This window comes from Geopseudomonas sagittaria (assembly GCF_900115715.1).
GTDB lineage: Bacteria > Pseudomonadota > Gammaproteobacteria > Pseudomonadales > Pseudomonadaceae > Geopseudomonas > Geopseudomonas sagittaria.
In genome coordinates this window covers 132,605-144,516 of record NZ_FOXM01000001.1, presented here as the reverse complement: position 1 = coordinate 144,516, position 11,912 = coordinate 132,605, and the positions used below count along the sequence as shown (strand labels likewise).

The 11,912-nt window shown below is 65.7% G+C and carries 16 protein-coding genes and 1 other RNA gene; 13 read left to right on the top strand and 4 right to left on the bottom strand.

Features of this window, described 5'->3' with window-relative positions; all coding sequences use genetic code 11:
* The first annotated feature begins 45 nt into the window (after positions 1-45).
* The 11 genes from BM297_RS00700 (at position 46) to BM297_RS00650 (ending at position 7,110) form a co-directional block, all read left to right on the top strand.
* A complete protein-coding gene (locus BM297_RS00700) occupies positions 46-228 on the top strand; it encodes a CPXCG motif-containing cysteine-rich protein (protein ID WP_092427292.1) in 183 nt (60 codons plus the stop codon).
* Positions 228-503 carry a putative signal transducing protein gene (locus BM297_RS00695; RefSeq protein ID WP_092427289.1) on the top strand — a complete coding sequence of 92 codons (276 nt, stop codon included), beginning with the start codon at positions 228-230 and terminating at the stop codon, positions 501-503. Before BM297_RS00700 ends, BM297_RS00695 begins: the two co-directional genes overlap by 1 nt.
* A gap of 30 nt (positions 504-533) precedes the next feature.
* The gene (locus BM297_RS00690; RefSeq protein ID WP_092427286.1) at positions 534-1,151 is read left to right on the top strand and encodes an SOS response-associated peptidase; all 618 of its coding nucleotides are present in this window, start codon (positions 534-536) and stop codon (positions 1,149-1,151) included.
* 77 nt (positions 1,152-1,228) lie between these two features.
* Positions 1,229-2,050, top strand: coding sequence for a M48 family metallopeptidase (locus tag BM297_RS00685; RefSeq protein WP_092427283.1), 822 nt, complete (start codon positions 1,229-1,231; stop codon positions 2,048-2,050).
* Positions 2,051-2,317: 267 nt separating this feature from the next.
* Complete coding sequence (rplM, locus tag BM297_RS00680; RefSeq protein WP_092427280.1) at positions 2,318-2,746, top strand: 50S ribosomal protein L13; 429 nt, start codon at positions 2,318-2,320, stop codon at positions 2,744-2,746.
* Between the two features lie 16 nt (positions 2,747-2,762).
* A complete protein-coding gene (gene rpsI, locus BM297_RS00675; RefSeq protein ID WP_090305913.1) occupies positions 2,763-3,155 on the top strand; it encodes a 30S ribosomal protein S9 in 393 nt (130 codons plus the stop codon).
* Between the two features lie 251 nt (positions 3,156-3,406).
* Positions 3,407-4,000: a ubiquinol-cytochrome c reductase iron-sulfur subunit gene (gene petA / locus BM297_RS00670; protein ID WP_092427277.1), complete on the top strand. Its 594-nt coding sequence runs from the start codon at positions 3,407-3,409 to the stop codon at positions 3,998-4,000.
* Positions 4,000-5,211: a cytochrome b gene (locus BM297_RS00665; protein ID WP_092427274.1), complete on the top strand. Its 1,212-nt coding sequence runs from the start codon at positions 4,000-4,002 to the stop codon at positions 5,209-5,211. Before petA ends, BM297_RS00665 begins: the two co-directional genes overlap by 1 nt.
* Complete coding sequence (locus BM297_RS00660) at positions 5,211-5,993, top strand: cytochrome c1 (protein ID WP_092427271.1); 783 nt, start codon at positions 5,211-5,213, stop codon at positions 5,991-5,993. The genes BM297_RS00665 and BM297_RS00660 overlap by 1 nt, the downstream gene beginning before the upstream one ends.
* An 89-nt stretch (positions 5,994-6,082) precedes the next feature.
* Positions 6,083-6,700 (top strand): glutathione S-transferase N-terminal domain-containing protein, encoded by a 618-nt coding sequence (locus tag BM297_RS00655; protein ID WP_092427268.1) that lies wholly within the window; start codon positions 6,083-6,085, stop codon positions 6,698-6,700.
* Between the two features lie 11 nt (positions 6,701-6,711).
* Positions 6,712-7,110 carry a ClpXP protease specificity-enhancing factor gene (locus tag BM297_RS00650; protein ID WP_092427265.1) on the top strand — a complete coding sequence of 133 codons (399 nt, stop codon included), beginning with the start codon at positions 6,712-6,714 and terminating at the stop codon, positions 7,108-7,110.
* An 83-nt stretch (positions 7,111-7,193) separates the two neighbouring features.
* On the opposite strand, the gene BM297_RS00645 is transcribed toward BM297_RS00650, so the two are convergent.
* Genes BM297_RS00645 through BM297_RS00630 form a run of 4 tightly spaced genes read right to left on the bottom strand, consistent with a single transcriptional unit; the run spans position 7,194 to position 10,518 of the window.
* Entirely contained in the window at positions 7,194-7,727 is a 534-nt protein-coding gene (locus tag BM297_RS00645) for a BON domain-containing protein (RefSeq protein WP_092427262.1), read from the bottom strand.
* Entirely contained in the window at positions 7,724-8,317 is a 594-nt protein-coding gene (locus tag BM297_RS00640; protein WP_090305933.1) for a phosphoheptose isomerase, read from the bottom strand. The genes BM297_RS00645 and BM297_RS00640 overlap by 4 nt, the downstream gene beginning before the upstream one ends.
* Before the next feature lie 24 nt (positions 8,318-8,341).
* Entirely contained in the window at positions 8,342-8,716 is a 375-nt protein-coding gene (locus BM297_RS00635; RefSeq protein ID WP_092427259.1) for a YraN family protein, read from the bottom strand.
* Positions 8,713-10,518 (bottom strand): penicillin-binding protein activator, encoded by a 1,806-nt coding sequence (locus BM297_RS00630; protein WP_092427256.1) that lies wholly within the window; start codon positions 10,516-10,518, stop codon positions 8,713-8,715. The genes BM297_RS00635 and BM297_RS00630 overlap by 4 nt, the downstream gene beginning before the upstream one ends.
* 123 nt (positions 10,519-10,641) lie before the next feature.
* Between BM297_RS00630 and rsmI the strand changes: the two genes are divergently transcribed.
* Together rsmI and rnpB are read left to right on the top strand one after the other, a co-directional pair.
* Positions 10,642-11,496, top strand: coding sequence for a 16S rRNA (cytidine(1402)-2'-O)-methyltransferase (rsmI, locus tag BM297_RS00625; protein ID WP_245768174.1), 855 nt, complete (start codon positions 10,642-10,644; stop codon positions 11,494-11,496).
* A 40-nt stretch (positions 11,497-11,536) separates the two neighbouring features.
* Positions 11,537-11,884: RNase P RNA component class A (rnpB, locus tag BM297_RS00620), an RNA gene on the top strand.
* The last annotated feature ends 28 nt before the right edge of the window (positions 11,885-11,912 follow it).

The window sequence follows — 11,912 nt, the reverse complement described above, 5'->3', positions numbered from 1 at the left end:
CCCGGTGGGGCGACAATTATAAACGAAGACCATCGGGAGGCGTGGATGCTGGAAGTCGAGCGCTATCACTGCCCGTATTGCGGAGAGCCGGCCGAGGCCGTGCTCGATCTGTCCGCGGGCGATCAGTGCTACGTCGAGGATTGTCCGGTGTGCTGCCAGCCGATCGTCTTCGAGCTGCGCACCGATGGCATCGCCTGGACGCTGGTGCTGCGCCGCGAGGATGACTGATGCAGCGTATCCATGAGCCGGCGGGCCTGGGCGAGGGCGAGCTGCTGGTCGCCATGCTGGGCAGTGAGGGCATCAGTGCTCATCTGCTCGGTCAGCACCTGCTGGGTGCGCTGGGCGAGTTGCCGGCCAGCGGCCTGCTGGCCATTCTGGTCGCCGACGAGGATGCGTCGCGGGCCAGGGCGCTGATAGCTGCGTACAATGCCGCCGAGCCGCTGCCGGCGGAGCCGCCGGTCGCTGACGACCCCGGCAGTCGGCCGGGTGTGCTGCTGTGCTGAATCCCTTCTCCTCCCGGTAGTCTTTCGCCCATGTGTGGACGTTTTGCCCTGTTTCGCTGGTCGCCGTCGCTGGCGGCGCTGCCCGGCTTCCCGGTCGGCCTGGAGCCGCGCTGGAATATCGCGCCTGCCCAGCAGGTGCTGCTGCTGCGTGGTGCCGCCGCCGGGCGCGAGGCCGCGCTGGTGCACTGGGGGCTGACGCCGGCCTGGCTGCGCGATCTGTCGCGCGCGCCAGCGCAGGCGCGCGCGGAGACCCTGGCCGAGCAGCCGCTGTTTCGCGAGGCGTTCGCCCTGCGTCGCGGCCTGCTGCCGGCCAATGGCTTCTACGAGTGGCGCGGGCCGCGGCGTCGGCCGTTCTGGATGAGCTCGGGCGAATTTCCGCTGCTGTCGATGGCGGCATTGTGGGAGGCCTATCCGGTCGGCGAGCGGGTCTACCTGAGCGCTGCGGTGGTCACCGTCGCGGCCGGGCCGCAGCGCCGGCCGCTGCTGCTGGATGCCGCCGGCGAGGCGCTGTGGCTGGATCCGGCCGCCGCGCCGGAGGATCTGCAGGCGCTGCTGGCGTCGCCGGCGCTGCCGCTGCGCGAGCGGCTGCTCGCCGGGCTGGGCAACAATCCGCAGGAGGAGGGGCCGCAGTGCCTGACGCCGGCATGAACTCGGTTCTGCGGAGATTGTCTCAGACAAGGTTGAGGCCTACGCTGGTGGCCCAGCGCCTTGAGGAGAGATTGTCCATGCGTTACGTGTTTCGTCTTGCCGGCGTCGCCGGCGCCCTGCTGCTGGCCGGTTGCCAGGCGGTGAATACAACCAGTGCTGGCGCGGTGGGTGTCGAGCGCAAGCAGTACATGTTCAGCATGCTCTCCAGTCAGCAGCTGGACCAGATGTATGCGCAGTCCTACCAGCAGACCCTGAGCAAGGCGGCCAGTGCCGGCAAGCTGGACAAGAGCAGCGCGCTGGCCCAGCGGGTCAACAACGTGGCCCGCCGGCTGATCGCGCAGACTCCGGTGTTCCGCCCCGATGCTGCCGGCTGGGACTGGCAGACCAGCCTGATTGCCAGCGACGAGCTGAACGCCAACGTCGGTCCGGGTGGCAAGATCATCGTCTATAGCGGGCTGGTCGAGAAGCTCAAGCTGAGCGACGACGAGCTGGCGGCCGTGCTCGGCCACGAGATCGCCCACGCCCTGCGCGAGCACAGTCGCGAGGCGATGTCCAAGGCCTATGGTGCCGAGCTGGCCAAGCAGGGCGCAGTGGCGCTGCTCGGCCTCGGTCAGGCCGGCGGGCAGTTGGCCGATGCGGCGGTGCAGTACGGCATGACCCTGCCCAACAGTCGCGGTAACGAGAACGAGGCCGACCTGATCGGTCTGGAGCTGGCGGCGCGTGCCGGCTATGACCCGAATGCGGCGCTCACCCTGTGGGAGAAGATGGCTGGTGCGGGCAACGGCGCGCCGCCGGAATTCATGAGCACCCACCCGTCCTCCTCGACCCGCATGAGCAACCTCAGGGCAACCATTCCGCGGGTGATGCCGCTCTACCAGCAGGCCCGCGGCCAGCGTTGAGGTGCGGGCTATAGACGATGTCAATTGCAGCTTGTAATTTCTGGCGGGCTCGGTAAAATTCCCCGGCTTTCGTGACGGGGATGCCTAGCCCGTCCTGCTCGGTGGGAATGCCTAACCTGCCGATTTTGCCGAATGCAGACGCACTGACCCGAGCCCCCCCCCCGATTTAGTGTCTGCAGTTGGCCGCGGTTGCCTTGTTGTAAAGGCAAGTACTGTCCAGTATGATTTGCTGCTTGATATTTCAGGTGGCCCCTGAGGCTATAACGAATGAAAACTTTCTCTGCGAAACCGGAAACTGTTAAGCGCGACTGGTACGTTGTCGACGCTGCTGGCAAGACCCTGGGTCGTCTTGCCACTGAAATCGCTACCCGTCTGCGTGGCAAGCACAAGCCCGAGTACACTCCGCATGTCGATACCGGCGACTACATCGTCGTGATCAATGCCGAGCAGGTGCGTGTGACCGGTGCCAAAACCACCGACAAGATGTACTACCACCACTCCGGTTTCCCGGGCGGCATCAAGTCGATCAACTTTGAAAAGCTGATCGCTCGTGCTCCTGAGCGCGTCCTCGAGACCGCCGTAAAGGGCATGTTGCCGAAGAACCCGCTGGGTCGCGACATGTATCGCAAGCTGAAGGTCTACGCTGGTGCCAACCACCCGCATACCGCTCAGCAGCCCCAAGAACTGAAGATTTAACGGAGTAGGCTCAACAATGTCGGCGACTCAAAACTACGGCACCGGCCGTCGCAAGACCGCTACCGCGCGTGTATTCCTGCGTCCGGGTACTGGCAAGATCTCCATCAACAATCGCAGCCTGGACCAGTTCTTCGGCCGTGAAACCGCCCGCATGGTGGTTCGTCAGCCGCTCGAGCTGACCGAGAATGTCGAGAAGTTCGACATCTACGTCACCGTTGCTGGTGGTGGTGTGAGCGGTCAGGCTGGCGCCATTCGTCATGGCATCACCCGCGCTCTGATCGAGTACGACGAAACCCTGCGCAGCTCGCTGCGCAAGGCCGGCTACGTCACTCGTGACGCGCGTGAGGTCGAGCGTAAGAAGATCGGTCTGCGCAAGGCGCGCAAGCGTCCGCAGTACTCGAAGCGTTAATCGACTACGCTTCAGAGAAACGCCCAGGTTCCGTAGGGATCTGGGCGTTTTTTTATGCGCCGGATTTGTCTGCGACAGTCTGCCGCAGTCGCGAAGGGCTTGTGTTTCAAGGGCTTGCCGGCATTTGTTGCCAGTTATTGCCTTGTCAGAAAAGGGGCTTTTCATTACCATCTGGCGGATTTTTTGCGCAGCTGGTTTTAACTAGAGTGCCTGCCCGGGCAGGTCACAGAAAGCTGATGGGAGACGACTGAATGAGTAATGACGGCGTGAATGTGGGCCGACGTCGGTTCCTCGTCGCCGCCACTTCGGTGGTGGGGGCGGCTGGAGCTGTCGGAGCTGCGGTCCCGTTCGTGGGGTCATGGTTCCCCAGTGCCAAGGCCAAGGCAGCCGGTGCTCCGGTGAAGGTGAACGTGGGCAAGATCGAACCAGGTCAGCAGATCGTTGCTGAATGGCGCGGCAAGCCGGTGTTCATCGTGCGTCGCACCGAGGAGATCCTGGCCAACCTGGTCAAGCTCGAGGGTGCGGTGGCGGATCCGGAGTCCAAGGCTTCCGAGCAACCGACCTATGTGGACCCCAAGGTTCGCTCGATCAAGCCTGAGCTGCTGATCGTCGAAGGCCTGTGCACCCACCTGGGCTGCGCGCCGTCCTTCCGTCCCGAAGTCGCTCCGGCGGACCTGGGGGCCGAGTGGGTGGGTGGCTACTTCTGCCCCTGCCACGGCTCCCGCTACGACCTGGCTGGCCGCGTGTACAAGGCGCAACCCGCGCCCTTGAACCTGCCGGTCCCCCCACACACCTACGAGTCCGATGATGTGATCATCGTCGGTGTGGATCAGGAGAAAGCCTGATGAGCAAATTCATGGAATGGGTCGATGCGCGCTTCCCCGCGACCAAGATGTGGGAAGACCATCTGTCCAAGTACTACGCCCCGAAGAACTTCAACTTCTGGTACTTCTTCGGCTCCCTGGCACTGCTGGTGCTGGTCAACCAGATCCTCACCGGTATCTGGCTGACCATGAGCTTCGAGCCGTCCGCCGAAGGCGCCTTCGCCTCCGTCGAATACATCATGCGTGATGTGGAGTACGGCTGGATCCTGCGCTACATGCACTCCACCGGCGCCTCGGCGTTCTTCGTGGTGGTGTACCTGCACATGTTCCGCGGCCTGCTGTACGGCTCCTACCAGAAGCCGCGCGAGCTGGTGTGGATCTTCGGCATGCTGATCTACCTGGCGCTGATGGCCGAAGCCTTCATGGGCTACCTGCTGCCGTGGGGCCAGATGTCCTACTGGGGCGCCCAGGTGATCATCTCGCTGTTCGGTGCGATCCCGGTGATCGGTGCCGATCTGACCCAGTGGATCCGTGGTGACTACCTGATCTCCGGGATCACCCTGAACCGCTTCTTCGCCCTGCACGTGATCGCCCTGCCGATCGTGATCCTGGGCCTGGTTGTCCTGCACATCCTGGCGCTGCACGAAGTGGGTTCGAACAACCCCGATGGCGTGGACATCAAGAAGAAGAAGGACGAGAACGGCATTCCGCTGGACGGCATCCCGTTCCACCCCTACTACACCGTCAAGGACATCGTCGGCGTGGTGGTGTTCCTGTTCGTGTTCTGCACCGTGATCTTCTTCTTCCCGGAGATGGGCGGCTATTTCCTCGAGAAGCCGAACTTCGAAACGGCCAACCCGTTCAAGACCCCGGCACACATCGCTCCGGTGTGGTACTTCACCCCGTTCTACGCGATCCTGCGTGCCGTTCCGGACAAGCTGCTCGGCGTCATCGCCATGGGTGGTGCGATTGCCGTGCTGTTCGTCCTGCCGTGGCTGGATCGTAGCCCGGTGCGTTCGATGCGCTACAAGGGCTGGCTGAGCAAGATCTGGCTGCTGGTGTTCTGCGTATCCTTCGTGATCCTCGGCGTGCTGGGTGTGCTGGCGCCGACTCCGGGTCGTACCCTGCTGTCCCAGGTGTGCACTGTTCTGTACTTCGCCTTCTTCATCCTGATGCCGTTCTACACCCGGATGGAAAAGACCAAACCGGTTCCGGAAAGGGTGACTGGCTGATGAAAAAGCAATTTGCTGCACTGATTTTCGCGCTGCTGCCGACCTTTTCGTTTGCCGCTGGCGGTCTGGAGTATCCGCTGGACAAGGTCGACGTCGACCTACGTGACAAGGCTGCCCTGCAGGATGGCGCGCGTACCTTCGCCAACTACTGCATGGGTTGCCATGGCGCCGAATACCAGCGCTACGAGCGTGTCGCCACCGACCTGGGCATTCCCGAAGACGTGATGCTGGAGAACCTGGTGTTCACCGGCGCCAAGATCGGCGACCACATGAAGACCGGTATGCAGGCGAGCGACGCCAAGGTATGGTTCGGCGCTGCGCCGCCGGATCTGACCCTGGTGGCCCGCGTGCGTGGCGAGGACTGGCTGTACACCTACCTGCGCACCTTCTATGAAGATCCGACGCGTCCGTACGGTGTGAACAACAAGGTGTTCCCGAACGTCGGCATGCCCAACGTGCTGAGCAGCCTGCAGGGCCGTCAGGTCATCGGCTGCAAGCAGGTGCAGATGGTCGAGGATGGCAAGAAGGTCTTCGATCCGTTGACCGGCACCCCGGTGACCGAGGAGGCCTGCGACCAGCTGACCATCGTGCCGAAGACCGGTGAACTGAGCGAGGCGGAGTTCGACGAGAAGATCAAGAATCTCGTCAGCTTCCTGGCCTACTCGGCCAACCCGGTGAAGCTGGAGAGCCAGCGCATCGGTACCTACGTGCTGCTGTTCCTGGCGTTCTTCTTCGTGTTCGCCTACCTGCTGAAGCGCGAGTACTGGAAAGACGTGCACTGATACGTCGCTCCAGCCTCCACGCATGCGCGCCCTCCGGGGCGCGCATGTGTTTCTGCCCTATGAAAATGTCCTGACTGGAGGGAGAGCCGATGGCTGCGATCAATCGCCTGGCCTGTTATTCCGATCCCGCCGATCACTACTCGCACCGGGTGCGCATCGTGCTCGCCGAGAAGGGTGTGAATGCCGAAATCATCGAGGTTCTGCCGGGGCAGTGTCCCGCGCAGTTGGCCGAGGTGAACCCCTACACCAGTCTGCCGACCCTGGTGGATCGCGACCTGGCGCTGTACGAGCCGGGCGTAGTGATGGAATATCTGGACGAACGCTATCCGCATCCGCCGTTGTTGCCGGTCTATCCGGTGGCGAGGGCCAACAGTCGTCTGCTGATGCATCGCATCCAGCGCGACTGGTGTACGCGGGTCGATCAGGTGCTGGATGCACGCACTGTGGAGAGTGTTCGCGTGCAGGCGCGCAAGGAGCTGCGCGAGAGTCTGGTCGGCGTGGCGGCGCTGTTCGCCGACAAGCCGTTCTTCCTCAGCGAGGAGTTCAGCATGGTCGACTGCTGCCTGCTGCCGATTCTCTGGCGTCTGCCGCAGCTCGGCATCGAGTTGCCGCGCCAGGCCAAACCACTGCTGGACTACATGGAGCGGCTGTTCGCCCGCCCCGCCTTCCAGGCCAGCCTGACCACCACCGAGCGCGCGATGCGCTGAGGAGTCAGATGATGAATTCGAGTCGTCCCTACCTGCTGCGAGCCCTCTACGAGTGGATCGTCGACAACAACTGCACCCCGCATCTGCTGGTGGCTGCCGAATATCCAGGCGCCCGGGTGCCGGCCGGCTACGCCAAGGACGGGCAGATCGTGCTCAACGTGTCGCCCAGTGCGGTGCGCTATCTGGAGATGGGCAACGAGGTGCTGACCTTCGAAGGCCGCTTCGGCGGGGTGGCGCAGAGCCTGTATATCCCGGTGGCTGCGGTGCAGGCCATCTACGCCCGCGAGAATGGCGAGGGCATGTCCTTCGTGCTGGAGGGGGCGGAAGAGGGCGAGGAGGGCAATGGCCCGTCCGGTGACGACGAGCCGCCGCGTCCGAGCGGCCGGCCCAGCCTGAAGGTGGTCAAGTAGGCTGCCGGCAGGCACAAAACAAAAAAGGCGATCTGCGGATCGCCTTTTTTGTGCCTGGGTTCTGCGTGTGTTGCCGGCTGGCGTCAGTCGACGTACTCGAACAGGCGCACGATGCCCTGGACGCCACCGACGCCCTGGACCACGGCGGTGGCGCGGTTGGCTTCGGCGCGGGTGACCACGCCGAGCAGGTAAACCATACCGTTCTCGGTGACCACCTTGATCTTGGTGCTGGGCACGGTGTTGTCGGCGAGCATGGCGGTCTTGATCTGCGTGGTCAGCGCAACGTCGGTGCTACGCGCCAGCGGCGAGGAAGGCTGCAGCACCTGCAGGTGGTTGTGCACCAGCTTGACGCCCTGGGCGCGGCGGGCGGCCTGTTCGGCGAGGGCCTTGAGGTCGGCGCGCGGGGTCTGGCCGGCGAGCAGGACCACGCCGTTGTAGCTGGTCACCACGATGTGCGAGGTGGTGTCGTTGAGATCGGCATGGCTGGCGCGGATCTCGCTGGCGACCCGGCCAGGGATGAACTGGTCGTCGATCTTGTTGCCGATGCTGCGGGCGCCGCAGCCGGCCAGCAGCAGGCTCAGGGCGAGGGTGGCGAGAAGCAGGGGGGATCGTTTCATTCTTCACTCCCGAACAGTTGACGGTCGATCAGGTCGCACAGGCAGTGGATAGCCAGCAGGTGGACCTCCTGGATGCGCGCGGTGACGCGCGCCGGCACGCGGATCTCGACATCCTCGGGCAGCAGCAGCGAGGCCATGCCACCGCCGTCGCGGCCGGTCAGGGCGACCACGGTCATTTCGCGGTCGTGGGCGGCCTGGATGGCCTGGATCACGTTGCCGGAGTTGCCGCTGGTGGAGATCGCCAGCAGCACGTCACCGGGCTGGCCGAGGGCACGGATCTGCTTGGAGAAGATCTCGTTGTAGCTGTAGTCGTTGGCGATCGAGGTGATGGTCGAGCTGTCGGTGGTCAGAGCCACGGCCGGCAGGCTCGGCCGCTCGCGCTCGAAGCGATTGAGCAGTTCCGAGGAGAAGTGCTGGGCATCGCCGGCCGAGCCGCCGTTGCCACAGGAAAGGATCTTGCCCTCGCTGAGCAGGGCATTGACCATCACCTGGCTGGCCTGCTCGATATGCGGAATGAGCACTTCCATGGCCTGGCGTTTGGTTTCGATGCTGTCCTGGAAAAGCTGGCGAATACGGGATTGCATGTCCATGGTGACCTTCGGTTGGGCGGCTGTTCAGGCGTCGAACGCGCTGCGGATCCAGTTCAGCCGCGGGGGCGAGTCACGTTCGGCGGGGCCGAGCGCGACTACATCGAACCGGCAGGGGCGGCGGGCCCAGCGCGGTTGCTGTTGCAGGAAAACCTGGGCAGCGGCGCTGACGCGGGCACGCTTGCGCGCGTCGACGCTGGCTTCGGCGCCGCCCCAGGCGTTATGGCGTCGATAACGCACTTCAACGAATACTACGGTATCGCCGTCGAGCATGACCAGATCCAGCTCGCCGAGGCGGCAGCGCCAGTTGCGCGCCAGCAGGCGCAGGCCGTGCTCCTCCAGATGGGTCAGCGCCCAGCCTTCGGCGGCCTGGCCAATGGCCTGGCGTGGAGTGTCGCTCACTGCGTGGCGGTTTCCAGACGATAGACCTGGCCGTTGCGGTACTCCGCCCACGGCAGGCTGCGCACGATGCGCTGGCCGGGAGCCAGGCTCAGGCTGCCGGACAGCCCGTCGAGGCGCGAGCTCGGCAGGGTCTGCAGCTGGCCCAGGCGCGGGGCCAGGCGGTAGGCGTCGGCGCCCATGGCGTACAGGCGGCCCAGGCTGCCAGCCGCCGCTGGCCACTGGCCAACGACCTGTTCGCGCAGCGGGTCAGGCTCGCCGAGCAGCCAGGGGGTTTCGCAGAAGCGGATGCCGTCGAGGTCGAGGTTCTCGCTGGGGTCGTTGCTGCCGCTGAACAGGTGCGAGGTGGCATACACCGGCAGGTCGCCGGCGTACTGGAAGGCCAGGGTCGGCTTGATCTGCCGGGCCTGCGCCGGGGTGGCGGCCAGGAACACGAAATCGACATCCTGGCGGCGCGCCGGCTGGGCCTCGACGGGACTGCCCAGGGTCTCGCTCAGACGCTTGGCGCGCGCCTCACTGGCGCGCAGCTGGAGCAGGTCGGCGATCTGCTGGGCCAGGCGCACCGGCTGGTCGACGTGTTCGGCGGCGATCAGGCTGCCGCCGCGGGCTTCCCAGTCCTGGCGGAAGGCGGCCAGCACGCGGTTGCCCCAGGCGCCACTCGGCACCATGGCCACGGCGCGGCGCTGACCGTCCTGCCAGGCGCGCGCGGCGACGGCGCGGGCCTCGTCCTCGGCGGCGAGGCCGAACTGGAACAGCTGTGCCGGACCTTCGGCGCCGCTCTCGTTGTAGTTGAGGGCCAGGGTGGGGATCGGCAGTTGCTCCTGCTGGCTGAGCTGGCCGACCAGCGGCTTTTCCAGCGGGCCGACCACCAGTTGCACGCCGGCGGCCTGCGCCTGGCGGTAGAAGTCGTTCAGGTTGGTCAGGTTGCTGCTGTCGTGCAGGCTGATGTGCACTTCGCTGCCGCTCTGGTAGTGCGCCGCCAGGAAGCCGTCGCGCAGCGCCTGCGCCGGACCGGCGAGAGGGCCCTGGCTCGGCAGCAGCAGGGCGATGCGGGTCAGCGGGCGGGCGGCGATTTCCTGCAGGGCGACCAGGGCCTGCGGCAGCTGGCGGGCCGCCGGGTGTTGCGGATGCTGGGCCTGCCACTCGCCGATGCGCGTGACCTGCTGGGCTGGCGTGGCATTACTGCGGGCGAGGGCGGCCAGCTCGAGCCAGCCGGCGAGGTCGTCGCCGGTTGGCTCGGCGCTGCCCAGCTGGGTGCTGGAAAGGCCGGATACCAGGGCCCAGATCGCTTCGTGGTTGCCGGCGGCGGCCTGGCCCTCCAGCAGCGGGGCGATGAACACGCGCTCGCGGGCGGCGGCCAGCGGCTGCTGGTCGGCCTGCAGGGCGTTGGCGCGAGCCAGCTGGCTGCGGGTCTGCTGGCTGAGCGGCAGCTCGCCGAGGCGGGCGAAGCTCGGGTGCTGTAGGGCCTGCAGGGCGGCCTTGGGCTTGTTGCGCGCCAAGGCCAGTTCGGCCTGCAGGGTGCTGGCGAAGATCTGCTGGGCTGGTTTCAGTTCGTCGATATTCAGCAGGTCGAGGATCTGCTGGCTCTGGGCCAGGTCGCGCTGGGCCAGCGCCTGGTCGGCGGCAGCCAGGCGCAGCAGGATGGCCTGTTCCGGCTTGCCTTGCGCGGCCTGTTGCAGCAGCTGCGCAGTGCTGCCCTGGGGCTGGCCCGGCAGTTCGCCGAGGCCGGCGGTTTGCTTGCCGGCACAGGCGCTCAGCAGGGCGGCCAGGCAGAGGACGGGAAGGGGGCGCAGTCTGGCGATCATGGGGGAGATTCCGATTCGCAGGCTTGAAAGGGGGCAATTGTACCCAAGCCCCGAAGCGGGTGCGATCTTGCCGCGGCGAAACCCGCTACAATGCCGCACTTTGTCTGGCAACGGGATGGCGATGTGAACGCTCCGGGTACCCTTTATGTCGTGGCCACGCCGATCGGCAATCTCGAGGACATCAGTGCGCGGGCGCTGCGCGTGCTGCGCGAGGTGAAGCTGATCGCCGCCGAGGACACCCGCCACAGCGCCCGTCTGCTGCAGCACTTCGGTATCAATACGCCGCTGACCGCCTGCCACGAGCACAATGAGCGCGAGGAAGGCTCGCGGCTGGTCCAGCGCCTGCTGGGCGGTGACGACCTGGCCCTGGTGTCGGACGCCGGCACACCGCTGATTTCCGATCCCGGCTATCACCTGGTGCGCAATGCGCGCGCCGCCGGCGTGCGCGTGGTGCCGGTGCCCGGTGCCTGTGCGCTGATCGCGGCCCTGTCGGCCTCCGGTCTGCCGTCCGACCGCTTCGTCTTCGAGGGTTTCCTGCCGGCGCGCAGCACCGCGCGCCGGCAACGCCTGCAGGCCGTGGTGGAGGAGCCGCGCACGCTGATCTTCTACGAAGCGCCGCACCGCCTGCTCGAATGCCTGGCCGACCTGCGCGAGCTGTTTGGCGTCGAGCGCCCGGCGGTGCTGGGGCGCGAGCTGACCAAGACCTTCGAGACCATCAAGGGAGCGCCGCTCGGCGAGCTGCATGACTGGGTGGCGGCCGACAGCAACCAGCAGCGTGGCGAGTGCGTGCTGCTGGTCGAGGGCTGGCAGGCGCCGGAGGGCGAGGACGCGCTGAGCGCCGAGGCGCTGCGGGTGCTCGACCTGCTGCTGGCCGAACTGCCGCTCAAGCGGGCGGCGGCGCTGGCCGCGAAAATCACCGGGGTGCGCAAGAACCTGCTCTACCAGCAGGCGCTGGAGCGACAGAAGGCCGCGGATTGAGCTTGTTATCCGCGCGCGCAGTGAGTACCCTGCGCGCCGGAGAGTCGGCTGGACAGTCGCCGCCCTGCTTGCAGGGGGGAGGAAAGTCCGGGCTCCATAGGGCAGAGTGCCAGGTAACGCCTGGGAGGCGCGAGCCTACGGAAAGTGCCACAGAAAATAACCGCCTAAGCGCGCAAGCGCCGGTAAGGGTGAAAAGGTGCGGTAAGAGCGCACCGCACGACTGGCAACAGTTCGTGGCTAGGTAAACCCCACTCGGAGCAAGACCAAATAGGGATCCATTGGCGTGGCCCGCGCTGGATCCGGGTAGGTTGCTTGAGGCCGTCAGTGATGGCGGTCCTAGAGGAATGACTGTCCTCGACAAAACCCGGCTTACAGGCCGGCTCTCCTCCTTTTTATCCCTCCGCTATTGTCGCTGT

What these genes read in the sequence shown, in the direction of transcription:
- rplM (WP_092427280.1), top strand. Translation starts at nt 2,318, where the DNA reads ATGAAAACTTTCTCTGCGAAACCGGAAACTGTTAAGCGCGACTGGTAC.
- BM297_RS00690 (WP_092427286.1), top strand. Translation starts at nt 534, where the DNA reads ATGTGTGGACGTTTTGCCCTGTTTCGCTGGTCGCCGTCGCTGGCGGCG.
- BM297_RS00645 (WP_092427262.1), bottom strand. Translation starts at nt 7,727, where the DNA reads ATGAAACGATCCCCCCTGCTTCTCGCCACCCTCGCCCTGAGCCTGCTG.
- BM297_RS00685 (WP_092427283.1), top strand. Translation starts at nt 1,229, where the DNA reads ATGCGTTACGTGTTTCGTCTTGCCGGCGTCGCCGGCGCCCTGCTGCTG.
- BM297_RS00630 (WP_092427256.1), bottom strand. Translation starts at nt 10,518, where the DNA reads ATGATCGCCAGACTGCGCCCCCTTCCCGTCCTCTGCCTGGCCGCCCTG.
- BM297_RS00655 (WP_092427268.1), top strand. Translation starts at nt 6,083, where the DNA reads ATGGCTGCGATCAATCGCCTGGCCTGTTATTCCGATCCCGCCGATCAC.
- BM297_RS00660 (WP_092427271.1), top strand. Translation starts at nt 5,211, where the DNA reads ATGAAAAAGCAATTTGCTGCACTGATTTTCGCGCTGCTGCCGACCTTT.
- petA (WP_092427277.1), top strand. Translation starts at nt 3,407, where the DNA reads ATGAGTAATGACGGCGTGAATGTGGGCCGACGTCGGTTCCTCGTCGCC.
- BM297_RS00650 (WP_092427265.1), top strand. Translation starts at nt 6,712, where the DNA reads ATGAATTCGAGTCGTCCCTACCTGCTGCGAGCCCTCTACGAGTGGATC.
- rpsI (WP_090305913.1), top strand. Translation starts at nt 2,763, where the DNA reads ATGTCGGCGACTCAAAACTACGGCACCGGCCGTCGCAAGACCGCTACC.
- BM297_RS00700 (WP_092427292.1), top strand. Translation starts at nt 46, where the DNA reads ATGCTGGAAGTCGAGCGCTATCACTGCCCGTATTGCGGAGAGCCGGCC.
- BM297_RS00695 (WP_092427289.1), top strand. Translation starts at nt 228, where the DNA reads ATGCAGCGTATCCATGAGCCGGCGGGCCTGGGCGAGGGCGAGCTGCTG.
- BM297_RS00665 (WP_092427274.1), top strand. Translation starts at nt 4,000, where the DNA reads ATGAGCAAATTCATGGAATGGGTCGATGCGCGCTTCCCCGCGACCAAG.
- BM297_RS00640 (WP_090305933.1), bottom strand. Translation starts at nt 8,317, where the DNA reads ATGGACATGCAATCCCGTATTCGCCAGCTTTTCCAGGACAGCATCGAA.